General features: G+C 61.5%; 20 protein-coding genes and 2 tRNA genes. 12 read left to right on the forward strand and 10 right to left on the reverse strand.

The genetic code is table 11. From position 1 onward, the window contains the following. Positions 1 to 485: 485 nt before the first annotated feature. Positions 486 to 561, forward strand: a tRNA-Val gene (locus BLL38_RS24235). 19 nt (positions 562 to 580) lie between these two features. After that, positions 581 to 657, forward strand: a tRNA-Asp gene (locus BLL38_RS24240). 87 nt (positions 658 to 744) lie between these two features. Here the strand turns inward: BLL38_RS24240 and BLL38_RS24245 are convergent. From BLL38_RS24245 to kdpF, 6 genes are all read right to left on the reverse strand, one after another. Continuing rightward, positions 745 to 1437 carry a response regulator gene (locus BLL38_RS24245; RefSeq protein WP_076964605.1) on the reverse strand — a complete coding sequence of 231 codons (693 nt, stop codon included), beginning with the start codon at positions 1435 to 1437 and terminating at the stop codon, positions 745 to 747. Further along, positions 1437 to 4085, reverse strand: a complete 2649-nt coding sequence (locus BLL38_RS24250; protein ID WP_076964606.1) for a sensor histidine kinase — start codon at positions 4083 to 4085, stop codon at positions 1437 to 1439. The genes BLL38_RS24245 and BLL38_RS24250 overlap by 1 nt, the downstream gene beginning before the upstream one ends. Positions 4086 to 4215: 130 nt before the next feature. Next, complete coding sequence (gene kdpB, locus BLL38_RS24255; protein WP_076964607.1) at positions 4216 to 6285, reverse strand: potassium-transporting ATPase subunit KdpB; 2070 nt, start codon at positions 6283 to 6285, stop codon at positions 4216 to 4218. Between the two features lie 12 nt (positions 6286 to 6297). Then, positions 6298 to 6951, reverse strand: coding sequence for a K(+)-transporting ATPase subunit C (gene kdpC, locus BLL38_RS24260; protein ID WP_076964608.1), 654 nt, complete (start codon positions 6949 to 6951; stop codon positions 6298 to 6300). A 10-nt stretch (positions 6952 to 6961) separates the two neighbouring features. Continuing rightward, positions 6962 to 8668 carry a potassium-transporting ATPase subunit KdpA gene (kdpA, locus tag BLL38_RS24265; protein ID WP_076964609.1) on the reverse strand — a complete coding sequence of 569 codons (1707 nt, stop codon included), beginning with the start codon at positions 8666 to 8668 and terminating at the stop codon, positions 6962 to 6964. Between the two features lie 107 nt (positions 8669 to 8775). Beyond that, on the reverse strand, positions 8776 to 8874 hold the full coding sequence (gene kdpF / locus BLL38_RS31690) for a K(+)-transporting ATPase subunit F (RefSeq protein WP_076964610.1): 99 nt from the start codon (positions 8872 to 8874) through the stop codon (positions 8776 to 8778). A gap of 119 nt (positions 8875 to 8993) precedes the next feature. On the opposite strand from kdpF, the gene BLL38_RS31170 reads away from it, so the two are divergent. From BLL38_RS31170 to BLL38_RS24285, 4 genes are all read left to right on the forward strand, one after another. Then, complete coding sequence (locus BLL38_RS31170) at positions 8994 to 9161, forward strand: hypothetical protein (protein ID WP_154220652.1); 168 nt, start codon at positions 8994 to 8996, stop codon at positions 9159 to 9161. A 533-nt stretch (positions 9162 to 9694) separates the two neighbouring features. Next, positions 9695 to 11278 carry a BCCT family transporter gene (locus tag BLL38_RS24275; protein ID WP_076964611.1) on the forward strand — a complete coding sequence of 528 codons (1584 nt, stop codon included), beginning with the start codon at positions 9695 to 9697 and terminating at the stop codon, positions 11276 to 11278. A gap of 27 nt (positions 11279 to 11305) precedes the next feature. Beyond that, a complete protein-coding gene (locus BLL38_RS24280; protein ID WP_076964612.1) occupies positions 11306 to 13315 on the forward strand; it encodes a CocE/NonD family hydrolase in 2010 nt (669 codons plus the stop codon). Between the two features lie 50 nt (positions 13316 to 13365). Further along, positions 13366 to 14325: a LysR substrate-binding domain-containing protein gene (locus BLL38_RS24285; protein ID WP_076964613.1), complete on the forward strand. Its 960-nt coding sequence runs from the start codon at positions 13366 to 13368 to the stop codon at positions 14323 to 14325. 48 nt (positions 14326 to 14373) lie between these two features. On the opposite strand, the gene BLL38_RS24290 is transcribed toward BLL38_RS24285, so the two are convergent. Then, positions 14374 to 15507, reverse strand: a complete 1134-nt coding sequence (locus BLL38_RS24290; RefSeq protein ID WP_076964614.1) for a catalase family protein — start codon at positions 15505 to 15507, stop codon at positions 14374 to 14376. Positions 15508 to 15536: 29 nt separating this feature from the next. Further along, on the reverse strand, positions 15537 to 17345 hold the full coding sequence (locus tag BLL38_RS24295; RefSeq protein WP_076964615.1) for a di-heme-cytochrome C peroxidase: 1809 nt from the start codon (positions 17343 to 17345) through the stop codon (positions 15537 to 15539). A gap of 258 nt (positions 17346 to 17603) precedes the next feature. Between BLL38_RS24295 and bamJ the strand changes: the two genes are divergently transcribed. The 5 genes from bamJ to BLL38_RS24320 all read left to right on the forward strand — a co-directional run bounded on the left by bamJ (position 17604) and on the right by BLL38_RS24320 (position 20423). Then, positions 17604 to 18332, forward strand: a complete 729-nt coding sequence (gene bamJ / locus BLL38_RS24300; protein ID WP_032863277.1) for a BamJ family beta-barrel-assembly machinery protein — start codon at positions 17604 to 17606, stop codon at positions 18330 to 18332. A gap of 444 nt (positions 18333 to 18776) precedes the next feature. Further along, positions 18777 to 19232, forward strand: a complete 456-nt coding sequence (locus BLL38_RS24305) for a YkvA family protein (protein WP_076964616.1) — start codon at positions 18777 to 18779, stop codon at positions 19230 to 19232. 97 nt (positions 19233 to 19329) lie between these two features. Continuing rightward, the gene (locus BLL38_RS24310; RefSeq protein ID WP_076964617.1) at positions 19330 to 19668 is read left to right on the forward strand and encodes a helix-turn-helix domain-containing protein; all 339 of its coding nucleotides are present in this window, start codon (positions 19330 to 19332) and stop codon (positions 19666 to 19668) included. Beyond that, a complete protein-coding gene (locus BLL38_RS24315) occupies positions 19665 to 20036 on the forward strand; it encodes a hypothetical protein (protein ID WP_076964618.1) in 372 nt (123 codons plus the stop codon). Before BLL38_RS24310 ends, BLL38_RS24315 begins: the two co-directional genes overlap by 4 nt. Then, on the forward strand, positions 20037 to 20423 hold the full coding sequence (locus BLL38_RS24320; protein ID WP_032863273.1) for a tetratricopeptide repeat protein: 387 nt from the start codon (positions 20037 to 20039) through the stop codon (positions 20421 to 20423). Positions 20424 to 20441: 18 nt separating this feature from the next. Here the strand turns inward: BLL38_RS24320 and BLL38_RS24325 are convergent, their stop codons facing one another. After that, complete coding sequence (locus BLL38_RS24325) at positions 20442 to 22199, reverse strand: bifunctional diguanylate cyclase/phosphodiesterase (protein ID WP_278045936.1); 1758 nt, start codon at positions 22197 to 22199, stop codon at positions 20442 to 20444. Between the two features lie 118 nt (positions 22200 to 22317). Further along, complete coding sequence (locus BLL38_RS24330) at positions 22318 to 24399, reverse strand: carboxy terminal-processing peptidase (RefSeq protein WP_174553792.1); 2082 nt, start codon at positions 24397 to 24399, stop codon at positions 22318 to 22320. Between the two features lie 138 nt (positions 24400 to 24537). Between BLL38_RS24330 and BLL38_RS24335 the strand changes: the two genes are divergently transcribed. Further along, complete coding sequence (locus BLL38_RS24335) at positions 24538 to 25500, forward strand: zinc-binding dehydrogenase (RefSeq protein ID WP_076964621.1); 963 nt, start codon at positions 24538 to 24540, stop codon at positions 25498 to 25500. Positions 25501 to 25638: the final 138 nt, after the last annotated feature.

Raw genomic sequence — 25638 nt, forward strand, 5'->3', positions numbered from 1 at the left:
GGGCTGGTCTCGATACTGGATACGATAAACCGACTTAACCGTATAACCTGAACCGCCGTATACGGAACCGTACGTACGGTGGTGTGAGAGGACGGCGGATGTGAATCCGCCTCCTACTCGATTCTGGGGTTTACCTTCCTGCTTTTTTTTGTAGGAGCGAGCTTGCTCGCGAAGAACCTGAGGGCGCTGTGTTTTTTCAGGATGCTCGCGTCATCGTTGACGATTTTCGCGAGCAAGCTCGCTCCTACAAAATGCCCCCGGTCATTTCCGATGACCGGGGGCATTTTTTATTGGAGGTTTAGAAGTTCCAGGGTGTGGTGACCCTGAAGTTGCGCGGTTCACCGTAGGTGGCGCAGCTATAGAAGCCGATAAGCGCCGGTTTTTAAGGGCGTCCGCTGTTGTGGAAAAGATATTTTAAATAAATTGCATTTAAATCAACACATTGCGAAATTTTCGTATATGATGCGTCCCACACCGAAAGTGAAGGGTGATTAGCTCAGCTGGGAGAGCATCTGCCTTACAAGCAGAGGGTCGGCGGTTCGATCCCGTCATCACCCACCATTCGCTTGATGTGTTACGCGCAGCGGTAGTTCAGTCGGTTAGAATACCGGCCTGTCACGCCGGGGGTCGCGGGTTCGAGTCCCGTCCGCTGCGCCATATTCGGTAACCTGGAACGCTGAACGCCAGGTCACCACGCAAAGCCCGCTCACTGAGCGGGCTTTTTTGTACCTGGGATTTGCTGCTCTACAAGCCCACCAGTCGGTAGCCCACCTGCAGTTCGGTAATGAAATACTGTGGCTGCGCTGGGTCCACCTCCAGTTTTTGCCGCAAATGCGCCATATGCACCCGTAGATAATGTGCACGGTCGACGTAATCCAGTCCCCACACTTCCAGTAGCAACTGCCGGTGCGTCAGTACGCGGTTCTGGCCGCGAATCATTGCGCAGAGCAAGCGGTACTCAATGGGCGTCAAGTGTACCGGCTGGTCTGAGCGCCACACTTGATGGGTCGCCAGGTCGACTGCAATCTCGCCAAATGCCACCTTGCTGGTGGCCACCACGGTGCCGGTATGCCCATGCCGGCGCAGTTGGGCGCGAATGCGTGCGAGTAACTCGGGCACGCCGAACGGCTTGGTCAGGTAGTCATCGGCACCCGCGTCGAGGGCGGCGACTTTCTCTTCTTCACGGTCACGCGCCGACAACACCAGGATCGGCACCGCCAGCCAGCCACGCAGTTCGCTGATCAGTTGCTTGCCATCACTGTCCGGCAAGCCAAGGTCGACAATCACCAAGTCCGGCTGACGGCTGGCGGCATGGATCAGCGCACGCTTGACGCTGTCGGCCTCGAACACCTGAAAGCCTTCATCTTGCAGGGCAATGCGCACAAAACGGCGGATATTGGCCTCATCTTCAACGATCAGAATGCGTGCAGTGCTCATTAGGGTTCCATGGCAGGCGGGGTGCCTGCGGGTAGCGTGATGGTGAAATGCATGCCGCCCTGGCGGCCGGGGTTTGCTTCGATATGCCCGCCGTGGGCCTCGACGATGCGCTTGACCAATGCCAGGCCCAGACCGATGCCGGCCACCGATGATTCCTGCTGGCCGCGCGTGAAGGGCTCAAACAGATTGGCCGGCGCGCGACCGGGGCCGGTATCGCTGACCTCCAGCACAATGTGCTCACCGGCCTGGCTGGCGGCCACGCTGAGGGTGGTGCCTGGCGGGGTGTACTTGGCGGCGTTGTCCAGCAGGTTGACCAGTACCCGCTCGATTAGCAGCGCGTCGACTTCCACCAGTGGCAGATGCGCGTCGAGCGTGGTGTGTACGCGGTGCCGCGCCAACGGTTCGCGCAATTGGCGCAGGGCGCTGCCGACGATTTCTTCCAGCGAGTGCCATTGGCGGTTCAGGCGCACGCCGCGCTCTTGCATACGCGCCATGTCCAGCAGGTTTTCGATCAGCCGCTGCATGGAAGTGGCTTGTTCATGGATGCCGTGCAGTAGCTCGTTCAATGGCCCCGGCGGGGCGTGGGGCAGGGCGGTCTCGGCGGCGCCAATCAGGGTGGTCAGCGGGGTGCGCAGGTCATGGGAAATCGCCGCGAGCAGGGTGTTGCGCATTTTCTCGCCTTCCATCTGCACCAGGGTGCTTTGCGCCACTTCGACGAAATGCACGCGCTCCAGGGCAATCGCCAGCTGGCTCATGCAGGCTTCCAGCAGGCGGCGTTCCTGCGGGTCGTGCAAGCGATCGCGTTGGGCCAACTCCAGCACCAGCACGCCGCGCACGCGCATTGGCGCCTTGAGCGGCAAGTAGCAGCCCTTGGCCGCCGACAAGGTGTCGGTGCCGTGGCCGGCGGGGTGGCCGTGGTCGTAGGTCCATTGCGCGATGCTGTCGTCGATCGGCAGCCCACCGGCGCTCACGCTGTGTACACCATCGGCGGCGTCCGGCAGGGCCAGGCCCACCCGTGCTTCGAAGACGCCGCTGAAGGTGCGCAGTGCGACTTCGCTGATTTGTTCTACGGTCAGCGCCGCCGACAGGTCGCGGGCCAGGCGCGCCAGGGAAGTTGCGCGGCGCTCGCGTGCGGCGGCGGTGCGCGCTTCGTGCCGCAGGCGCGCGGTGAGTTGGCCGGTGATCAGGGCGATGCCGAGCATCAGCGCAAAGGTGAAGAAATACTGGGTGTCGTTGACGGTGAATGAATAGCGCGGCTGTACAAAAAAGAAGTCGAAACACAGTACTGCAAGCATCGCCGCCCACACGCCGGGGCCGCGTCCAAAGCGCAGCGCTACCAGCACCACCGTGAGCAAAAACAACATGACCACGTTGGCCAGATCGAACACCTGCAGCAGCAGCGCGGCGACGGCGCTGGCGGCGAAACAGGCCAGGCTGGCCCAGAGGTAGGCCAGGCGAGTGCCAGGCAGCGTTGCGGTTTTTTCGAGCGCGACGGGCTTGCCCGGCAACAGGCCGTGGGCAATCACGATCTGATCGATTTGCGGGTGGTGGCGGCTGATCCGATCGCTGACCGACTGATGCCAAAACCGCCACCGGCGGCGCGGATGATGGCCGAGCACCAGGCGATTGGCATTGTGCTCGCGGGCACAGGCCACCAGGGCTTCGGCGACGTCCATGCCCGGCAGTGTGGCGGTATCGGCGCCGAACTCTTCGGCCAGGGCCAGGGCTTTCATCGCGCTCAGGTAGCGCTTGGCGCCGCGCCCCTGGGCCGAGGCGACATGGACGACAATCCAGTCGGCTTCCAGTTTTTGCGCCAGGCGCGCCGCCTCACGCACCAGGCGTTCATCGCCGGCATCACCGGCGATGCCGACCAACAGCCGTTCGCGGGCCGGCCACAGGGTCTTGATCGACTGTTCGCGGCGATACACGCGCATCTGCGTGTCAACCCGATCGGCCGTGCGCCGCAGGGCCAGCTCGCGCAGTGCCAACAGGTTGCCCTTGCGGAAAAAATGCCGTGACGCGCGCGCCGCCGCCGGGCCCAGGTACACCTTGCCGTCCTTTAAGCGTTGCAGTAGATCGTCTGGCGGCAGATCGATCACCACCACTTCGTGGGCGTTGTCGAACACATGGTCCGGCACCGTTTCCCGAACGCGTATGCCGATGATCCCGCTGACCAGGTCATTCAGGCTTTCCAGGTGCTGGACGTTGAGGGTGGTCCACACGTCGATACCGGCGCTGAGCAGTTCTTCCACATCTTGCCAGCGTTTGGGGTGGCGCGAACCGGGCACGTTGCTGTGGGCCAGTTCGTCCACCAGCACGATGGCTGGGTGGCGTAGCAGGGCGGCGTCGAGGTCAAATTCGGTCAGGGCGAATTCGCGGTGCAGGTGCTGGGCGCGGGGCAGTTGTTCGAGGCCGTGGAGCAGCTCGGCGGTTTCTTCGCGGCCGTGGGTTTCCACCACGCCGGCCAGCACATCGCGGCCCAGGCCGGCTTCACGACGCGCCGCCGCAAGCATCGCGCAGGTCTTGCCTACACCGGCGTTGGAGCCAAAGTAGATACGCAGCTTGCCGCGCAAGGCGGCCTGTTCTTCCTGTTGGACCCGGGCCAGCAGGGTGTCGGGGTCGGGGCGTTCGTTGTTTAAGGCAGGCATGTCATTCCTCTAGTTGTCTGTAGGAGCGAGCTTGCTCGCGAAAAACCTGATGGCGCCGCTGGGTGTCAGGTTTCCCGAGTTATCGTTAACGCCCTTCGCGAGCAAGCTCGTTCCTACAGTGGATGGGGCGTTACACGAGGCCCAATCCCGTCAGCAGCATGTCGATCAGCTTGATCCCGGCAAACGGCACCAACACCCCGCCCAGGCCATAGATCAGCAGGTTGCGGTTGAGCAGCGCCGCCGCGCCGATCGCGCGGTAAGTCACGCCGCGCAGGGCCAGGGGGATCAGCGCGACAATGATCAGCGCGTTAAAAATCACCGCACTGAGAATCGCCGAGTTGGGGCTGCTCAACTGCATCACGTTCAATGCGCCGAGCTGTGGATAGGTCGCGACAAACGCCGCCGGGATGATTGCAAAGTACTTCGCCACGTCATTCGCCACGCTGAAGGTGGTGAGGGCGCCGCGGGTCATCAGCATCTGTTTGCCGACCTCGACCACTTCGATCAGCTTGGTCGGGTTGCTGTCGAGGTCGACCATATTGCCGGCCTCCTTGGCAGCCTGGGTGCCGCTGTTCATTGCCACCGCCACGTCCGCCTGGGCCAGCGCTGGCGCGTCGTTGGTACCGTCGCCGGTCATGGCCACGAGCTTGCCCTTGGCCTGGTAGTCGCGGATCAATTGCAGTTTGTCTTCCGGGCGGGCCTCGGCGAGGAAGTCATCCACGCCGGCCTCCACCGCAATGGCGGCGGCGGTCAGGCGGTTGTCGCCGGTGATCATCACGGTCTTGATACCCATGCGCCGCAGCTCGGCGAAGCGCTCCTTGATGCCACCCTTGACCACGTCCTTGAGTTCCACCACGCCCAGTGCCGTGGCGCCGTCGCTGACCACCAGCGGCGTGCTGCCGCGCCGTGAGACTTCATCGACCTTGGCCTGCAAGGCTGTCGGAAAACTACCGCCCAAGGCCTCGACATGGTGGCGAATCGCGTCCGCTGCACCCTTGCGAATCGCCCGGCCTGCGGGCAGGTCGACGCCGCTCATACGGGTTTGCGCGGTGAAGTGCACAAAGCTTGCGCCCAACTGGTTGATGTCCCGCGCGCGAATGTCGAACTTCTGCTTGGCCAGGACCACAATGCTGCGGCCTTCCGGGGTTTCATCAGCCAGGGAGGCCAGTTGTGCGGCATCCGCCAAGTCGGCCTCCTTTATTCCCGGCGCCGGCAAAAAGCTGCTGGCCTGACGATTGCCCAGGGTGATGGTGCCGGTCTTGTCCAGCAGCAACACGTCCACGTCGCCCGCCGCCTCGACCGCCCGCCCGGAGGTGGCGATGACATTGGCCGACATCATCCGGCTCATGCCCGCCACGCCGATGGCCGAGAGCAGGCCGCCGATGGTGGTGGGGATCAGGCATACCAGCAGGGCCACCAGAACTGTGGCGCTGACCACACTGCCGCTGCCGCTCATGGCCACGGCGAAGATCGAGTAAGGGCTCAGCGTGGCGATCACCAGCAGAAACAGCAGGGTCAAGCCCACCAGCAGGATGGTCAGGGCTACTTCGTTCGGGGTTTTCTGACGCTTGGCCGACTCGACCATCGAGATCATGCGGTCCAGAAACGACTCGCCGGGGTTGACGCTGATGCGTACCACCAGCCAGTCCGACAGCACGCGCGTACCGCCGGTGACCGAGGAAAAATCGCCACCGGACTCGCGAATAACCGGCGCCGATTCGCCGGTGATCGCGCTTTCATCCACCGATGCCACGCCCTCGATCACGATGCCATCGAGCGGCACCAGGTCGCCGGCTTCGATCAGCACCACCTGATCCTTGCGCAGCAGCGACGCTTCGGTCGGCAGCCACGCAGCGCCGTGCTTGGGTTGTTGCAGCAGCTTGGCCAATGTCTGGCGTTTCATCCCGCGCAGGCTGGCGGCCTGGGCGCGGCTGCGGCCCTCGGCCAAGGCTTCGGCGAAGTTGGCGAACAGCACGGTGAACCACAGCCACAAGGTGATGCTGAGGATAAAGCCACTGGGCGCTTCCCCCTGGCCACCCAGGGACTGGAACCACAGCAGGGTGGTGAGGATGCTGCCCAGGTAGACCACAAACATTACCGGGTTTTTCCATTGCGCCTGTGGCAGCAGTTTCTTCAGCGCATCCCCACACGCGGTGAGCACGATGGCGCGATCAAACAGAGGTAAACGAGCATTCTTCATAAGGGCAATCTCTTACTCACTGGCCGCAATAGGAGGCGATGGCAGGCGGGCGTCCAGCGCAAGGTTGAGTTGCAGCACATTGACCCGTGGTTCGCCGAGCAGGCCGAAGGTGCGTGCGCTGGTGTGCTGGCTGACCAGTTGCAGCAGCTCGGCTTCGGGGATCTGCCGCAGACGTGCCACCCGTGGCAATTGCAGCCGTGCATTGGCCACCGAGATATGCGGGTCGAGGCCCGAGGCGGAGGCGGTGACCGCGTCCACCGGCACCTGGGCGTCGGCGGCCAGGCCGTTGGCCAGGCGATAGACCTGCACGCGTGCGGCCACCTGGTCCACCAGCTTCTGACTGGTTGGCCCCAGGTTGCTGGCGCCGCTTGCCCCGGCGTTATACGGCTGCGACACGCTTTTGCCCGGGTCTTGCGGGTCGGCGCCCAGAGTCATGCTCGGGCGGCCGTGGAAGTATTCCGGCCGGGTGAAGTGCTGGCCGATCAGGGCCGAGCCCATGACCAGGCCATCGCGTTCAATCAGCGAGCCCCGGGCCTGGAACGGGAACACCAACTGTGCGGTCACGGTGGTGAATGCCGGGTAGGCGAACCCCGTCAACAACATGAAAAACACCGCCGAAACCAGCACCGGGCGCAACAGCCCCTTGAATATCGATTGAGTCGTCATCTACGTGTCCTCAGTTGTACGTCTGGCCGGACAGCAACTGCAGTTGCTCCACCAGCGGGCCGAGCGCGAGCGCTGGCAAAAAGGTCAAGCCGCCAACCACCAGCACCACGAACACCACCAGCAGCATGAACAACGGGGTTGCGGTGGGAATGGTGCCGGCACCGGCAGGCATGGTTTTCTTCATCGCCAGGGAGCCGGCCACGGCCAGCATCGGCAGCATGGTGAAGAAGCGCCCGATCAACATCGCCAGGCCAATGGTGGTGTTGAAAAACGGCGTATTGGCGTTCAAACCGGCAAAGGCCGAGCCGTTGTTGGCGGTGCCTGAGGTGTAGGCATACAACACCTCGCTGAAACCATGGGGGCCGAGGTTGTTGAGGCTGGCCATGGTGTCGGGCCACAGGGCGGCGAGGGCGGTGAAGCCGAGGATGCTGATGGGGTGCGCGAGCACCGAGAGCATCACCAGCTTGATCTCCCGCGCCTCGATTTTCTTGCCGAGGAACTCCGGGCTGCGGCCGATCATCATGCCCACCAGGAACACCGTCAGCAGGGCGTACTGGATCAGGTTGATAAAGCCCACGCCGTCGCCGCCGAACACGCAGTTGAGCATCATCTGCGCCAAGGGCACGAAGCCACCCATGGGGGTCAGCGAGTCGTGCATGGTGTTGACTGAACCGGTGGTCGCCGCCGTGGTGGTGGCAATGAACAGGCTGCTGTCGGCGATACCGAAGCGCAGTTCCTTGCCTTCCATGTTGCCGCCGCTGTGCTCCAGCGACAGGGTCTGGTTGGCGCCGGCCTGGGTCAGCAGCGGGTTGCCGCTTTGCTCGGCGCCGTAGACCAGGGCTAGGAAGCCGATGAACATCACCAGGAAGGTGCCGAAAAACACCCAGCCCTGACGACGTTGCAGCAGCATGCTGCCGAAGGTGTAGGTCAACGCCGAAGGGATCAGCAACATGCTCAGGATATGCAGGATGTTGGTCAGCGGCGTCGGGTTTTCGAACGGGTGCGCGGCGTTCATGCTGAAGAAACCACCGCCGTTGGTGCCGATGTGCTTGATCGATTCAAAGCTGGCCACTGCGCCGACAATCAACTGTTGCTGCGCCCCTTCAAGGGTGGTGACCAGGGCCTGGGAGGCGAAAGTCTGTGGCATGCCCTGCCAGACATACACCAGCGCCATGCCCACGCACAGCGGCAGCATCACGCGGTACAGCGTACGGGTGAAGTCGACCCAGAAGTTGCCGATATCGCCCGAACTTGAGCGGCTCAAACCACGAATGAAACCGGCCGCCGCGACCACGCCGGAGGTGGCGCCGACGCACATCAGAAAGGTGATGACCGCCATCTGGCTGAAGTTCGACAGGCTGGTCTCGCCGGCGTACGCCTGCCAGTTGGTGTTGGTAATAAAGGACGCGGCGGTGTTGAACGCCAGGTCCGGCGTTTGTGCGGCCAGCCCCAGCGGGTTGATCGGCATGACCGCCTGCAGGCGCAGGACCAGATAGCCCAGTAGCATCATCGCCGCGTTCGACAACAACAGCGCCGAACCGAAGCGGGCCCAGCCCATGGTTTCCTGTGGGTCGATGCCCAGCAGGCGATAGGTATAGCGTTCCGGCAAGGCATGGTGGGTCCCGGTGAATACCCGGGTCAGCCATTTGCCCATCAGTACGGCGAGCCCCGTCATTACCCCCAGGACCAGCGCAAATTCCAGCAGCGTGCTTAACATGTCGTGGCTCCGTTCAAATCTTGCCCATGGCGACAATGGCCATGGCAGTCGCAACAAAAAACACCAGGGAAAGGCTGATAAACATCAGGTCGTACATGGCCAGCTCCCTAGAATTTCTCTGCGCGAATAAGGGCGTAGCCCAAGTAAACGAACAGCCCCACGGCGCATAAGCCGCTGGCGATATAAATGAACGTGAGTGTGAGCACGGTGTAACTCCCCTGAGTGAATAAGCCGCAACTGCGGACGCGGGGAGGTTAATCCCTGGGGTATCAAGTTCGGGTACTGATTACACGAAGCGGTATTAAGACGGTATAGAGAAAAACTTATGTCGGGCGCACGAAAAAAAGGGATAGCCCGCCGCCCGGGTATCCCTTTAAACACTGGGGTGCTGCTGGTGTTGACGACCCGCTTATTTGGCTTTCTTTTTCTTCTCGCTGCGGGTAGCGAGGTGTTCGAAGCAAAACGCGGCAGTGCCGAAGAGCGCAATCATTGACAGGACGATCATGCCTAAAGTTGAACTTTCCACGATGACTTCCTACGGGTGTTTGGGTAGGAAGTGACGGTAGAGCGTTTGAGCTTAGTTACTCAATAGAGGCGACGTAAACGTTATGGTGAGCAGGTAATCTATATGAATTCTTTACAGGGTGTAGGCCAACCCACTTAGTACCTCGCATACCTTGTAGGAGCCGGCAAGCCGGCTCCTACAAGGGGTGTGTGTACGCTTCGACAATCAGGCTGCCTCGCTTTGATCTTAAGCACAGCGAGCCTACCTGTCCTCTAGCACCGGCAAGCTGCTCCCACATTTCAATCTCAATCCGGCGGATGCCACTCTGCTTTTGCTCAAGGCCCCGCGATCAGTCATGACCTGACGGAATACCCCCATACCCATTGGTCGATTGCGCTGCAGCCTGTACCCACGCTTATCTATATCCACGCGAAGACTTCAAGGCGGGCGCTTACGGTGCCCGCTTTCTAACAATGGCCTGCAAAGGCAATAAAAATAGTCTGTCTGGGGAAGCGCACGAGATGAAATACCCATTGCGTCCTTTGGTCTTCTGGCCAACCTTTCTGATTCTGCTGGCGGCGGTGATCGCCAGCTACGTCGACCTCAAGGCATTCCTCGCCGTGAGCAAGCAACTCAATACGGTGATCCTGCAAAACTTTTCCTGGCTGTTCAGCGCCGGTTCCTTTGCCATGGTGGTACTGACCGCGATCGTCTATTTTTCGCCCCTGGGCAAGGTGCGCATCGGCGGAGAGGGCGCCACGCCCCTGTTGAGCAAATGGCGTTGGTTCATGGTCGCGCTGTGTACCACCCTGGCGGTGGGCGTGTTGTTCTGGACCACGGCCGAACCGCTCTACCATGTGTATTCACCGCCCAGCAGCCTGCCGATCGAGGCGGGCAGCGCGGCGGCCAAGAGTTTTGCCCTGTCGACGATGTTCCTGCACTGGACGATCACCCCTTACGCGATTTACCTGGTGCCCTCCCTGGTCTTTGCCCTGGTGTTCTACAACCTGCGCAGCCATTTCTCGATTGGCGCCATGTTGCAACCCTTGCTCGGCGCCGCGCGGGTCAAGCGGTATGCCGGGCTGATCGACACCCTGGCAATGTTCGCCCTGGTGGCGGGCATGGCCTCGTCCCTGGGCACCGGCGCGCTGACCTTGTCCGGCGGCCTGAGCCAATACATCGGCGGCGAAACCACGCCGTTGCGCCTGGCGCTGATCATCGCGGTGATCGTCATCACTTTCGTGGCCTCGGCTGCCAGCGGCCTGCAACGCGGCATTGTCATGCTGTCGTCGTTCAACACCTGGATCATGCTGGCCCTGGGCGGGTTTGTATTGCTGTGCGGGCCGACCCTGTACATGTTCAGCCTGGGCATCGAGTCCCTGGGGGTCTACCTCGACACCTTTTTCAGCCGCAGCCTGTTCACCGGCGCTGCCAGTGGCGACAGCTGGCCGCAGAGTTGGACGGTGTTCTACTGGTCGGTGTGGTTCGCCTGGGCCCCGGTCAGTGCGCTGTTCCTCGGCAAGATCGGCCGGGGCTACACGGTGCGCGAATTTATCCATATCAACATGCTCTACCCGGCGTTGTTCACCGCGCTGTGGATCTGCATCTTCTCTGGCAGCAGCCTGTACTTCGATGCGCTGGGCGACGGCAGCTTGAACCGCGTGCTCAACGAACAAGGCGTGGAGCATGTGTTGTACCAGATGTTCCAGCAGTTGCCGGCCAGCGGCTTGATGATTGCGTTCCTGCTGTTTGTCGCGTTCATCTCGTTCGTCACTGCCGCCGACTCCAGCACCGACGTGATCGCCAACCTGTGCAGCAAGGGGGTTACCGCTGATTCGGACCTGGACGGCAACCCGCTACTGAAGATCGTCTGGGGCGTGATCATCGGCACGGTGTCCTGGGTCATGGTGGCCTTTGTCGGTATCGACGGGGTGAAGATGCTCTCCAACCTCGGCGGCTTGCCGGGAATGATCCTGGTGCTGCTGGCCAGCACGTCGTTGATCTACTGGTTGAAGAACCCGGCGCTGCTGGAGGTAAAGGCAGTGGCACCGACGATTGAGCCTGGCCTGCGTGATGCCAGCCCCGTGGCGGATTTTGCCCGCTGACTTGCCTGTTTGTTGCTGGAGTTACCGATGGAAATCGTCACCGAATTTGCCTACACAGTCCGTGAAATCGAACATTGCCTGATCCCCATGAGCGACGGCACGCAACTGGCGGCTCGCATCTGGCTGCCTGAAACCGCCAGCGTGCAGGCCTTCCCGGCGATCCTCGAATACCTGCCCTATCGCAAGCGCGATGGCACGGCGGTGCGCGATGCGCTGACCCATCCGTGGATGGCGGGGCAGGGCTATGTCTGCGTGCGCGTTGATATGCGCGGCAACGGCGAATCCGAGGGCTTGATGGCCGACGAATACCTGTTGCAGGAACAAAACGACGCCCTCGAAGTGATCGAGTGGCTGTGCCAGCAACCCTGGTGCGACGGCAACCTGGGGATGATGGGCATCTCCTGGGGTGGTTTCAACAGCCTGCAAGTCGCGGCGCGCCAGCCCGAGGCGTTGAAGGCGATCATCACCCTGTGCTCCACCGATGACCGCTTTGCCGATGACATCCATTACAAGGGCGGCAACCTGCTGCTGGAGAACTTCGGCTGGGCCGCAACCATGCTCAACTTCAGTGCTGCGGTGCCGGACCCGCAACTGGTCGGCGATGCCTGGAAAACCCTGTGGCATCAACGCCTGGACGCCATGCCGTTGCTGGCCGAAACCTGGTTGCAGCACCAGACCCGCGATGCCTACTGGCGTCACGGCTCGGTCTGCGAGGACTACTCGGCGATCAAGGCGGCGGTGTACGCCGTGGGCGGTTGGGGCGACGCCTACAAGAATGCGGTGCCGCGCCTGATGCAGCATCTGCCAGGCCCGAAGAAAGCCATGATCGGCCCATGGATCCACAAGTACCCGCATTTCGCCGTGCCCAACCCGGCCATTGGTTTCCTGCAGGAGGCCAAGCGCTGGTGGGACCATTGGCTCAAAGGTATCGAGAACGGGGTGATGGACGACGCAGCCTGCACCTTTTACCTACAGGATGTACTGGCACCCAAAGGCAGTTATGCCGAGCGGCCGGGCATTTGGGTGCAGACGTCGGGCTGGCCCGATTCCCAGGTCCAATGGGCCGACTACAGCCTCGATGACCGTGGCCTCACGCCCGGCCTGCAGCCACTGGGCAGCGCACGCAGCATCTGTTCGCCACTGACCACTGGCCTGCACCAGGGCGAATACTGCGCCATCTGGTTCGGCCCCGACGGCCCGACCGACCAGCGCCGTGACGATGCGCAATCGCTGTGTTTCGACTCCCAGCCACTGGCCGAGCCCCTGGCGCTGCTGGGCGATGTGCGTTTGCAACTGCGCCTGGCCAGCGATACCACCTGCGGGCAACTGGTGGCCCGGCTGAATGCCGTGGCGCCCGACGGCCAGGTCACGCAGATCACCTACGGCGTGCTTAACCTTGCCCTGCGTGAAGATGCCTCGCGTCTGACACCCCCCGTGCCAGGCGAACCCATGGACGTGCAGTTGAGCCTGGATCACATCGGCACGCGGGTGCCGGCCGGCCATCGTCTGCGCCTGGCCCTCAGCACCGCGAGTTTTCCGTTGCTGTGGCCCAGCCGTGAGCTGACCACCCTGACCGTGCTACCCGCCCTGCAACGTGTGCAATTGCCGATCTTCAGTGGTGCGGCGGTGCCATGCCCATTCGGCGCACCGCAAGCGGCTGCCCCGGCGGCACTGCAGATTCTGCGGGCGGCCGCACCCAAGCGCACGTTGATCGAGGATGTGGGCAGTGGCGAAGTCTGCGTGAAAATCGAGGACGACCTGGGCGCTGTGCGCTTCACCGAGCACGGCCTGGCGGTGGACCAGCGCTGCACCGAGCTCTATCGCACCTTGCCCTGGGACCCGTTGTCGACCCGGGCCGATATCCAGTGGCACTACCGCGTCGAGCGCGGGCCGTGGTCGGTGGAAGTCGACAGTCGCCTACAGGTGCATGCCGACGCCCAGTGGTTCTACGTCGAGGCCCAACAGCACGCGCGGGAAAACGGGGTACAGGTCCATCACCGAACCTGGAACAAACGTGTCGCGCGGGTCGCGTTGTGAGCGGGCAAATGGCAGGATGCCTGCTTGTCTGATTAAGCACGGGCCCCTGCATGTCGCGTCGAAACGTCGATCTTCCACCGCTCAATTGTTTGCAGACGTTTGAAGCGGCCGCCCGTCATTTGAGTTTCACCCAGGCGGCCCATGAGCTGAACCTGACCCAAAGCGCGGTGAGCCGACAGATCAAGCGCCTGGAGGAAGACCTGGCGCGGCCGCTGTTTTATCGGCTGGCCTTGGGCCTGAGCCTGACACCGGCCGGCGTGCGTTACTTTCGCACCATCCAGCGGCTGCTGCGCGAGCTTGATCGCGAGTCGGCGGAGCTGCGCCGGCGTGGCGCCGATCGCCAACTGACCCTGGCCAGCACGCCGACCATCAGTTCCATCTGGCTTGCTGCGCTGCTGCCGGCCTTCCAGCGTGAGCATCCGGACCTGGATATCCGCATCTTGTGCAGTGAAAGCCCAAGCCACCTGGATGTCAGTGAATATGACCTGGGCCTGTTCTATCACCTGGACGAACTGCCGCCGCCCCACGGCCTGGAACTGACCCCGGTATTTGCCAGCGAACAGGTCATTGCCGTGTGCAGCCCCGGCTACATTGAGCGTCACGGCACGATCCGCGATGCCCAACACCTGCTGCACAGCCACACCTTGTTGATCGTCGAAGACCACTATCACGACTGGCTGACCTGGGCCGACTGGTTCGCCGATATCGGTGCGCAATACCACACGCCCCGTCATGCCTTGCGCACCAACAGCTATCAGTTGCTGATGCAATCGGCGGTGATGGGGCACGGTGTGGCCCTGGGCTGGAAGTGCTTGCTGCAGGGTGAACTGGCGGCTGGCCGCCTGCAACTGGCCTTGCCCCACCACATGCACAGCCGTGGCCGCCTGCAACTGATGCAGCCGCAGCACCGCAACCCGCCCTCGGCGGCGCGCAGCTTTCAGCAATGGTTGCTGGCCAATCCTGTGGGAGCGGGCTTGCCCGCGATGGTCGTTAACGATAACGCTGGGTGACTGACACCCTGATCGTCATCGCTGGCCAGCCAGCTCCTATGGGTTTAGTCAGGGAGTGTTACGGCTATGCCGATAATCACTCACCGCCTCATACACCGCCTTGCGCAACCGGTTGATCCCACCAATCGGCCGGTGTTCCTCCACGCCAAACCACGGGTTGAATGACTGGTTGTCACAGGCCAGGTTCAGTGCAGGGGTGTCGAAATCCTGCGCCGGAATGCGAATTTTCGCCACGCTCTCGTAGGGCGCGTCGCTTTCCTTCCATTCGATGCTGGTGTCTTCGATAGGCATGTATTTCTGTGGGTTCTGGCGCTGGATCTGCAACACAAAACAGGCGTCGATACGGTCGGTGGACAACTGCTGGTTCAAGGCGCTGCGCAAGAAGTTCGGCAAGTCCTGGTTCTGTTTCGGCAGGCTGTATGACGGGCAGCTTTGCGGGTCAGGCGCAACGCGGAACTTGGCGTTGGCCGCACCAAACTTGTAGGGCGATACTGAAAAGTACGTCGCCTCTGTCGGGCTGGCCGGAGCCGGCGCCAGCGTCGCGAGGGCGATAAACAGATGTCGCACCTGCCAACTGCGTGGGTCTAGGCTGGGGAAAAACGCCATGGCTTTCTGGCCATCGGCCTGGGCCCCGATATTTTGCGCGTACTCCGCCACGTCGCTGACGAAAAAGTTGGGGTGGCTGAACATCACAAAGTCCTGCTCGGCACGCGCCTGTTGATCGGCCAGCAGTTGCTTGCCCGGCACGTCCAGCAGTTTGATCGCCATGCCGCGGGCGTCGCGGATGCTGTCGAACTGTGGGTAAGCGTTGCCATTGGACAGGCGCATCAGCGCCTGCCAGGTCTTGCCCGGTTCAGCGAACACGCCCTGGCGTAACGCCGGGTCGAGGCCCGGCAGCACGCTGACTTGTGCCTTCACGCAGCCGTGGGCCTTGGCATGCGCGTCACGCAGGTAGCGGGTACCTTCGCGATGCTGGTCGACGATGCGCACCGCCGTCTGAATGATGCCTTGGGTCATGGCGGCTTCGCCGGGCGGGATCTGTTCCTCTACAGGCACCGGGCCGCTGTGGTGCCAGGCGAACCACAGGGTGGTCGCCAGCCAGCCGAGCAAGCCCAGGCCCACCAGCCATAACAGTGTCTTGCCGAGAAATGCGCCGAGGCGCAACCATAGTCGAGCGAGCATGGAACGGTCCTTGTATCGAAAGGGGGAAGTCATGGCAGTTGCTGCTCCAGCGGGCCGCCCAGTACTTTCAGGTATTCGAGCAGCGCCCAGCGTTCCTCAGGCTTCAGGCCCCGGCCAATCACCCCGTTGCCACGCTTGCCTGCGCGAAATTCGTGGCCGCTGTTGTGGTTGCCGGTGATGTTTGTATCGAACAGGAAGGCATTTTTAAAGGCTTCGGTGCGATAACCCAGGTGGCGCGGATCGTAATCGAAGGTGCCTTTATAGAAGGTACGACTGCGCTCGTACTGTGGCGAAAGCAACTGGTAGAGCGTAGGCACCGAGCCATTGTGCAGGAACGGCGGCGTGGCCCACACGCCGGCCAGTGGGCGGGCCTTGTAGGCCCACAGTTCGCGCACGCCGATGGGCAGGCCGTAGCCGTCCAGGCGCGGGCGTTCTGCCGGGGTGATGCCGGCGGCGCGGTAGGCGTGTTCTTCGACAAATGCGGTGACATAAGCCAGGCCCTTGGCCACAGACAGGCTGCGCAGGTCCAGCGGTTCGGTCGGTGTCGGGTGCAACTCGACATTCAACTGCGCCAACTCGGCCGGGTCCCATTGCAGGGCGCTGAGGTCATAGCGCTGGTTGGCAATATTGCTGGCGGTGCCGGGGTCGGTGCCGATGTAGTCCACGGGCAGCATTTTCAGTTGTTGCACCGGGCGCCCGTTGACCAGGGTTACGCTGGGTACGTGGCAGCCGGCGCAGTTTTCGGCAAACAGCGCGCGGCCCCTGGCGGCCAGGGGGTTGTCCACGGCACCGAACAACGCTTCAGGCCAGGTCGGTGGTTTGAGCCGTTGCAGGGTTTCTTCGATCAGGTTCAAGTCACGCACCCGCACGCTGGAGGGGTAGCGCGCCTCGCCCTTGAGCGGCTGGCCGGCGCTGTCGAAGAAGTCCAGGGTCGCGCCCACGCCCAACGCCTCGCCGATATTACGCGCCATGGGTTGCTGGGCCGAGCCATTCCATTGCACCCAGTCGAAGGTCCACATGTCCCACAACTGCGGGTAGTCCACCGGCGCGTTGGCGATACGGTAGTTGTCTGGCGAAATGGCATCACCAAAGCTGGCGTTGGCGATACGACCGAAGGCGTCGGTGCGCCCCGGGCCTTCTTCGGTGGGGTAGAGGCCACGGTGGGTATCGTTCCAGGCCACCTTGAGGAAGGTGTCCAGGGACTTTTTGAAGTCCTGGCGCAACTGATCGTACTGGGCGTCGTATTGATCCCCCAGCACGTTGTGGGCAAAACGCCTGAACTTCAGCGGGTTATAATAGGTGGCGGCGAGGCTGGCGACCAGGGCCTGGCCGAAGCTGCCACCGCGCAGGGTCGGCACGCTGGAGGGCAGCACGTGTTGCGCAGCGCCCCCGTCGATGCGCAGCGCCTGGCCATTGAAGCGCAACTCGCCGGTGTGGCAGGCGGCGCAGGTGATATCGAGAAACTCCGCGTTGCTGCCGGCATTCTTGTGCCGGGCGAAGCCAGCGGGCAGGTTGCCGGGGTTCTGGGGTGTGGCCTGTTGCCGCGGGTCTACCAGGAAACCGAACCGCGCAAGGTAAGTCGGTTCGGCAAAGCGCTGCTCGGAAAACGGCAGCTCCAGCGCGGTGAACCAGTCATAGCGCAGGCCCTTGACCTGGGTGCCCTGGGGCGTGAAGTAGTAGACCTGGCGGTCGGCGGTGGTCCATTGGTCCTGGTAGTGCACCTGGTCCACCGGCACGTAATCCGGCAGCTTCGGGTTGAGCACGTAATAGAGCACCACGGCCAGCGCCAGTCCCAGAAGTGACAGGATCAGGAGTAAAACACGGGAAAAAATGCGCAAGATAACTATCCTTGTCGAGTTGTTGCGTCCTTATGCCACCGAGCGAGGCAGGCGGCAAGTAGCCATGATCGGTCTGCACCGGCGGTTTTCGGCTGGCCTGCTGTCCTTCGTCGGACTTTGACGCAGATGAAAATGCTTTTAAACACGTGAACTTATCAGAAGTTTCCTGCTCACATGCCGGTAGCCATTGGTCGTGGCCGCCTGATAAGCTCGCGACTTTATTCGAATGCCCTTTTGGCGCATGAACAAGGAAATAGCATGAAACAGCATCGGTTGGCGGCGGCGGTGGCCCTGGTTAGCCTGGTACTTGCGGGTTGTGATTCGCAAACCAGCGTAGAGCTGAAAACCCCGGCGCAGAAAGCTTCCTACGGTATCGGCCTGAACATGGGCAAAAGCCTGGCTCAGGAAGGTATGGATGACCTGGACTCCAAGGCAGTTGCCCAAGGCATCGAAGATGCCGTCGGCAAGAAAGAACAGAAGCTGAAGGACGAAGAACTGGTTGAAGCCTTTTCCGCACTGCAAAAGCGTGCTGAAGAGCGCATGACCAAGATGAGCGAAGAGTCGGCAGCCGCCGGCAAGAAATACCTCGAAGACAACGCCAAGAAAGACGGCGTGGTCACCACCGCTTCCGGTCTGCAATACAAGATCGTGAAGAAGGCCGAAGGCGCCCAGCCCAAGCCGACCGACGTAGTGACTGTGCACTACACCGGCAAGCTGACCAACGGCACCACCTTTGACAGCTCCGTGGATCGCGGCAGCCCGATTGACCTGCCGGTCAGCGGCGTGATCCCGGGTTGGGTCGAAGGCCTGCAACTGATGCACGTGGGCGAGAAGGTTGAGTTGTACATCCCGTCCGACCTGGCTTACGGCGCCCAGAGCCCGAGCCCGGCGATTCCAGCCAACTCCGTACTGGTCTTTGACCTGGAGCTGCTGGCAATCAAGGACCCGGCCAAGGCCGAGGCTCCTGAGGCACCTGCTGCCAAGTAAGCAGCAGTTGAACATCCAACGCCCCGTTTATACGGGGCGTTGTTGTTTCTGGGCCAGGGCTTGATCCGTGTGGGAGCTGTCGAGCCCCGGCGAGGCTGCGATAGCGGTGGGTCAGGCAACATTGCTGCTGGTAATGCCGCCGCCATCGCCGCTTCGCTAAAGCTCGACAGCTCCCACAGTTGACCGTGGTTGTGGAGGGGCGTGGGTTAAATCCGAACGAACGCCTGCGATTTAGAGCAGTCTGATGCTATACCTCGGCACGGGTAGCCGCAGATGTACCCCAAGTCAATGAAATCTTGGGATTTTTTTATGTGCGCAAAAAACGCCCGATCTGACTGTAGGCCTTGTATTACGTGGCTTTCAGCCGCGAAAATGGCCTCTGTTCACAAGGTTATCCACAAGTTGTGTGGATAACCTTTTCTCTCGCCTGGAACTGGAGTGACGATGAAAGCACCCTGGAATTTCACCCGCTTCCTGCCATTGGCCGCACGGCTGCTCGGGCGTGGACGCCTGCCGACCCTGTTGTTCGCGGTCGCCGCCAAAGGCTCAAGCCAGGGTAACCGCCTGGGCAAGCTCAAGGACGACCTCAAGCTGCTCCAGGCGCTGTGCCTGGCCTACTGGCGTGGCGAGTACCGGGCGATCAGCCCCAAGGCGCTGATATCGGTGGTGGCGGGGCTGATGTACTTCCTCAGCCCGATTGATGCGATCCCGGACTTTTTGCCCATGTTCGGCATGCTCGATGACATCGCGGTACTGGCCTGGGTCATGAAGTCCCTTGACGGTGAGTTGAGTGCCTTCCGCGCCTGGCGTGAACGCCAACGCCCGGAGAAGCTGGTGGTGGTCGAGCGCTTGCCCGCCACACCGCAGCTTCTGGAGCAGGAAAACCCGAAAAAAAACTGAAGGCGCGGATTATCCCCCTGCGCTCTTTGCGGCTGTTAGGATTACACTCCTAAGGAAAGTACTTACTTCGTAAGTGTTGTGATCCTACGGGGCAGTCATGGATATACAGATCATTTCACGGAATGGCGAACCCGAATATGCGGTTCTGCCATGGGCTCAGTACCAGGCGCTGTTAACAGCCGCCGGCCTGCAGCAACCAAGCACTCCTGCTGCACAGACCCCTCCCGTCGCGACCGCGACGGATCTACGCCCCCTGGCGCACTTGCGCAACCTGCGCGAAGCCAAGGGCCTGGCCATTGAGGCATTGGCCCGCACCGTGGGCATCAGCCCGTCCTACCTGGGCTTGATTGAAAGTGGTGAACGCCAGCCGGATGCCGCGATCCGTCGCAGCCTGGCCTGGGAGTTGGGGATTGCTGGTTGGAGGGATGAAACGTGAGTGTGCGCATCAGCCGTCAACATTGGGATGGGTTGCTCAACGAACTTGATCAGGCCCGTCGCCAACGCCATCTTTTGACTTATCGTGCATTGCTTGAGCGCCTGCAGTTTCCGACGCCGGCGATGCAAACCCTGACCGCAGCCCTGGAACACCTGGCCGCCCTGGATGCCAAGGCCGAGCAACCGCTACGCAGTTCCCTGGTGATCAGCCAGGGCGCGAGCCGGTTGCCGCGTACCGGTTTTTTTGAATGTGTCGAACGCCTTGGGCGTTTCTGTGGACCTTCCGATGGTGTCGCCGCAGCATCCTGGCATGCCTCGGAAGTGGTCCGAGTGTTCGAGTACCAATATCCTGAATCAGCGGAGGCCTGAGTGTTCTGGAAGCTCAAAGCGTATGCCAGCTATTGGCTGGCACGCCGGTTGTTTCATTGGTCATGGTTTGTGCGTCAGCCCCGTGGCTGGCACTGGCTGGAGGGCCAGTTCGCACGCATGGCCAACCTGGGCAATGTCGATGCACAAAGTTTTTATGGGCATATCCTGACCTTTCGTGGCCAAGGGCTGGGCGCGCGGGAAGAAGGCGTGCGCTTGCTGCGCCTGGCGGGGCAGGCAGGCGATGGCAAGGCGGCCTATCAAGTCGGTGTGCTGAGCCTGGCAGGCAGCCTGGGCAAGGCCCCGGACCCGGCTGAAGCCGCACGTTGGTGGACCATCGCCGCCAAGGCCGGGCATCCGCTGGCGCAGATACGCCTGGAGCAGTTGTAGGCGCCGGCAAGCCAGCGCCTACAGGAGTTCGCGGCTGTCGATCACGTGGATGCTGTAGCCGGCCACGTTCTTGGCGTGATGCTTGGCCTGCGAGGCCAATTCGGCCAGTTGGCTGGCATCCAGGTGGCCACAGCTCAATGGATGCAGATGCACCACGCCAATGGACAGCGACAGCAGGGCGAATTCCTGACGCAGGCCTTGGCGATTCAGGGCGATAAAACAGCCGGCCTCCAGATGCTCACTGCGGTAGAAGCGCCGGCACTGGGTCTGGAAATCATCCACCAACAGGTTGAGCCGCTTACGCCAATCCTGGGCGCCGAGCACCAGCAAAAAGTCATCGCCACCAATATGCCCGACAAAGTCGCGGCTGGGGTCTACTCGGTCGTTGAGGCATTGTGCCAGGCACAGCAGCACTTCATCGCCACGCCCATAGCCGTAGATATCGTTGAACGGCTTGAAACTGTCGATATCCACATAACAAATCACTGACTCGCGCTGCTGCTGCAACAGCCGTGTCAGGCACTGCTGGATTGGCACGTTGCCCGGTAGCAGGGTCAGCGGGTTGGCGTAGCGCGCCTGTTGGATTTTCAGCTCGGTAATCAACTTGAGCACGTCGATCACCCGGCCCAACCCCAGGTAGTTGCCGTTCTGGGTGATGATGAAATCTTCTTCGATCCGTTGCCGCGCCCGACTGGTCAGCAGGCGGCTGACCTGTTGCAACGACTGGCTCAGCTCCACGGCCAGGAAGTCATCGCTCATCAAGCGGCTGATGGGCTTGCGCGCAAACAGGTCGGTGGCAAACGGCTTGAGCAGCACATCAGACAACGAGTGCCGATGCACGATACCGATGGGCTGGCCAAGCTCGTCCAGCACCGCCAGGGAGTTGAGGTTGGCCTGGCGGCGAAAGGCTTCCAGCACATTGGCGGTAGGCGTGTGCTGGGCCACGGCGGGTTGTTCGTTGAGCAGGGCGCTAAGGTCGCTGGCTTCTTCGTTGAGCGAGACGCTGGTGCTGTCGGGCCTGGCCAGCATCAACCGCGCTTCCTGGGGCGGATGCTCCTGGGGACGACACAGCAGGTAGCCCTGGATCAGGTCCACACCCATTTCCGTCAATACCGCCAACTCTTCCTGCAACTCGATACCTTCGGCAATCACCTGCGCGCGGGAGGCCCTGGCGATTTGCAGGATCGAGCCGACAAACTCACGCTTGAGCGCATCCTGGTGGATCCCGTCGATAAAGTGTCGGTCGATCTTCACATAGTCGGGGCGCAATTCAGACCACAGCCGCAGGCTCGAATAGCCGGCACCCAAGTCATCCAGGGCAATCGAAAACCCCATGTTGCGATAGTGATGCAGGGCGGTTTGCAGCAGTTGGAAGTCGTCGGTTGGGGATTGTTCGGTGAGTTCGATCACCACCTGGCTGGGCGCGATGCCGAAGTCGCGCAGCATGTGCAAGGTGCGCCCTGGTTGGTGGGTGGTCTCCAGCAACGATTCCGGTGAGACGTTGAGAAACAGCTTGCCCGGCAACTGTTGCTCGCTGAAGCGCCGACATGCGCTTTGCCGGCACGCCATCTCCAACTCATTGAGAAGCCCGCCCTGGCGTGCGACCGAAAACAGCGCCAGGGGCGAGTGCAACGGGCTGTTGGACGGGCCGCGGCTCAGGGCTTCGTAGCCGAGGATGCGACGTTCGGAGAGGCAAATGATCGGTTGGAACAGGCTGTGCAAACTGCCTTGAGCCAGGATGGAGCCCAGGGCATTCAGCTGTTCGGTCATGGTCATGATGATCCCGGTCGAAAAAAAAGGACCGGGTGCCTGGGGCGCCCGGTCCTTCATTTCACGACAGAATGATGTCTATTTGATGACGCTCCGTGGAGCGCTCACATTAAATTGCCATCACTTACTGCTTGGCCACCGTCTTGCTGATTTTCAGGTAGTCCAGCAGAATCCGCCCGGTTTCGCTCAGGTAGGCATCATCTTCCGGCTTGGTCTTTTCAGGTTCAGTCGGCAGCGCGTCTTCGTCTTCTTTCTTCAGCTCCTTGAGGGCTTCTTCACCCTTGGCCTTGCGTCGGATGTTCTCCAGGGCCAGTTGCTGATTTTCGATGTCGGTGTGCTGCGCACGACGGTCCACTTCATTGAGGCTGACGGTCTTCTCGGCCATCAGCTTCTTGGCCAGGGCCAGCTTGTCGCGGATAAACACGAACTCGGCATCCTTGGCGGAGCGGGCGTCATGTTCGGTCTTGAGCTGGGCCAGGTACGGCTTGAAGGGGTCCGAGGCAGGCTTGATGGCCGGGCGGATGGTGTCCCACGGCATGGCTTCGGGCAGGGCGCTTTCGCCGATTTCCTTGGTGTCGATGATCGACGGGAAATCAATGTCCGGCAGCACGCCCTGGTGTTGGGTGCTCTGCCCGGAAACCCGGTAGAACTTGGCCAACGTCAGTTTGAGCTCGCCATGGTTGAGCGGCTGGATAGTCTGCACCGTGCCTTTGCCGAAGGTCTGGCCACCGATGATCAATGCGCGGTGGTAATCCTGCATCGCCCCGGCAAAAATTTCCGAGGCCGAAGCCGAGAGGCGGTTGACCAGCAACGCCATCGGCCCTTTATAGAAGGCCCCCGGGTTTTCGTCTTCCAGCACATCTACGCGGCCATCGGCGTTGCGCACCAATACGGTCGGACCCTTGTCGATAAACAGGCTGGTCAGCTCGGTGGCTTCCTGCAAGGAGCCGCCACCGTTGTTGCGTAGGTCGATGACCACACCGTCAACTTTCTCTTTGGAAAGCTCGGTGAGGATTTTCTTCACGTCGCGAGTGGTGCTCTTGTAGTCCGGATCGCCAGCACGGAAGGCCTTGAAGTCCAGGTAGAAGGCCGGGATTTCAATCACGCCCAGCTTGTAGTCCTTGCCATCCTGCTTGAGGTTGAGGACTTTCTTCTGCACGGCCTGGTCTTCGAGCTTCACCGCTTCGCGGGTGATCGACACCACCTTGCTGGTCTGGTCGTTCGGCGCATTGGTGTGTGGAATCACTTCCAGGCGCACCACGCTGCCTTTCGGCCCACGGATCAGCTTGACCACTTCGTCCAGGCGCCAGCCGACTACGTCGACCATTTCTTTGTCAGCCTGGGCCACACCGATGATCTTGTCGGCCGGAGCCACCTGCTTGGTCTTGTCCGCCGGGCCTGCCGGCACCAGGCGCACGATCTTGACCTGATCGTTGTCGCTCTGCAGCACGGCACCGATGCCTTCGAGGGACAGACTCATGTTGATATCAAAATTTTCCGCGTTATCTGGCGACAGATAATTGGTGTGCGGATCGTAGGACATCGCGAAGGTGTTGATATAGGCCTGGAAAATATCTTCGGCGCGGGTCTGCTCCAGGCGGCTCAGTTGATTCTTGTAGCGCTTGGTCAGCAGCTCCTGGATCGCCTTGGGCTCTTTGCCGGCGATCTTCAGGCGCAGGACTTCATCCTTGACGCGCTTGCGCCACAGGTCATCCAGGGCGGCGGTGCTGGTCAGCCAAGGGGCGTCCTTGCGATCCACCAGCAGGGTTTCCTTCTGGGTGAAGTCGAGCTTGTCGACGCCTTTGTTCAGCTCACCCAGAGCGAAGTCCAGACGCGCTTTGACACGGTCCAGGTAGCGCTTGTAAATGGTGAAGCCAGGCTGCAGGTCGCCGCTCTTGAGCAGGTCGTCGAACTGGGTCTTCCACTTGTCGAACTCAGCAATATCGCTGGCCAGGAAATAGCTGCGCGAGGGATCCAGCAGCTTGAGGTAGCTGTCATAGATGATCACCGAGCGCGCATCGTCCAGCGGCGGCTTGCTGTAATGGTGGCGCTTGAGCAACTCAACGACGTTAAGGCTGGCAATCACCTCGTCGCGATCGGGCTGAAGCTTGTCCCAGCTGTTGGCTGCGAACGTATTGGTCGATAGCGGCAACAGGCCGAGACCAATGAAAAGAGCGAGGGCGGTGCTGGGGAACAAATGCTTCATGCTGATTCGACGCGGGGGCAATTGATAACGCATATTAGGCCGTCTTTGAAGTTACCGGTTCCATTTGGGCCGGTCGCATAATGCAAAAAGCCCGGCGCTACAGCATCGGGCTCAGTCCAGACTCACTATGGAGGCACTGTGAAAGCATTGCAAGGCGTTGAAGGTCATGTGGAATGGGTTGAGGCCCCAAGTCCTATGTGTGATGTAGGACAAGTTCGTATTCGTGTGGCGGCTGCGGGCTTGAATCGTGCCGATTTATTACAACGTGCGGGGCTTTATCCGCCACCGCCTGGGGCCAGCGAAGTGCTGGGCCTGGAGTGTTCCGGGGTCATCAGCGAAGTCGGCGCCGGCTCGTCCTGGCAGGTGGGAGATCGGGTCTGTGCGCTGCTGGCGGGCGGTGGCATGGCCGAAGAAGTGGTGGTGGATGCACGCCACGTACTGCCGGTGCCGGAGGGTTTGTCCCTGGCCGAGGCAGCGGCGTTGCCGGAGGTGTACAGCACGGCCTGGCTCAACCTGTTCCAGTTGGCGGCGCTCAAGCCCGGTGAAAAGGTACTGTTGCACGCGGGCGCCAGTGGTGTCGGCTCGGCAGCGATCCAACTGTGCAAGGCGTTTGGCAGCCCGTGCTGGGTCAGCGTCGGCTCGGCGGATCGCCTGGCCTATTGCGAAGCCCTCGGCGCCCAGGGCGGTGTGGTACGTACCGACGGTATCGAGGCCTTGCGCGATTTCGGCCCGTTCGACGTGATTCTTGACCCGGTGGGCGGCAATTACGCCGCGATCAACCTCAAGCTGCTGGCCCGCGATGGGCGCTGGGTGTTGATCGGCCTGATGGGCGGGCGCGAGGCCCAACTGGACCTGGCGCAGGTGCTGGCAAAACGCGTGCAGGTGCTGGGCTCGACCTTGCGTAGCCGTGATGATCAGTTCAAGGCCGATTTGTTCAGTGATCTGAGTCAGCATGTGTGGCCGTTGTTTGGCGAAGGGCGGTTGAGCCCGCAGTTGGCCAAGACCTTTGCGATCACGGATGCCGAGGCTGCGTTTGCGCAGTTGGCGACCAACCAGATTTCCGGGAAGTTGGTGTTGGTGATCGACGCAAGCCTGGCTTAAATACCAATGCCGAATTGAAACCGGGTCAAAAGTGTGGGAGCGGGCTTGCTCGCGAAAGCGGTGGATCAGTCGACATAGTTGTTAACTGACATACCGCTTTCGCGAGCAAGCCCGCTCCCACATTTTGATTGGGTTTCA

It is taken from the genome of Pseudomonas gessardii (assembly GCF_001983165.1).
Taxonomy (GTDB): Bacteria; Pseudomonadota; Gammaproteobacteria; order Pseudomonadales; family Pseudomonadaceae; genus Aquipseudomonas; species Aquipseudomonas gessardii.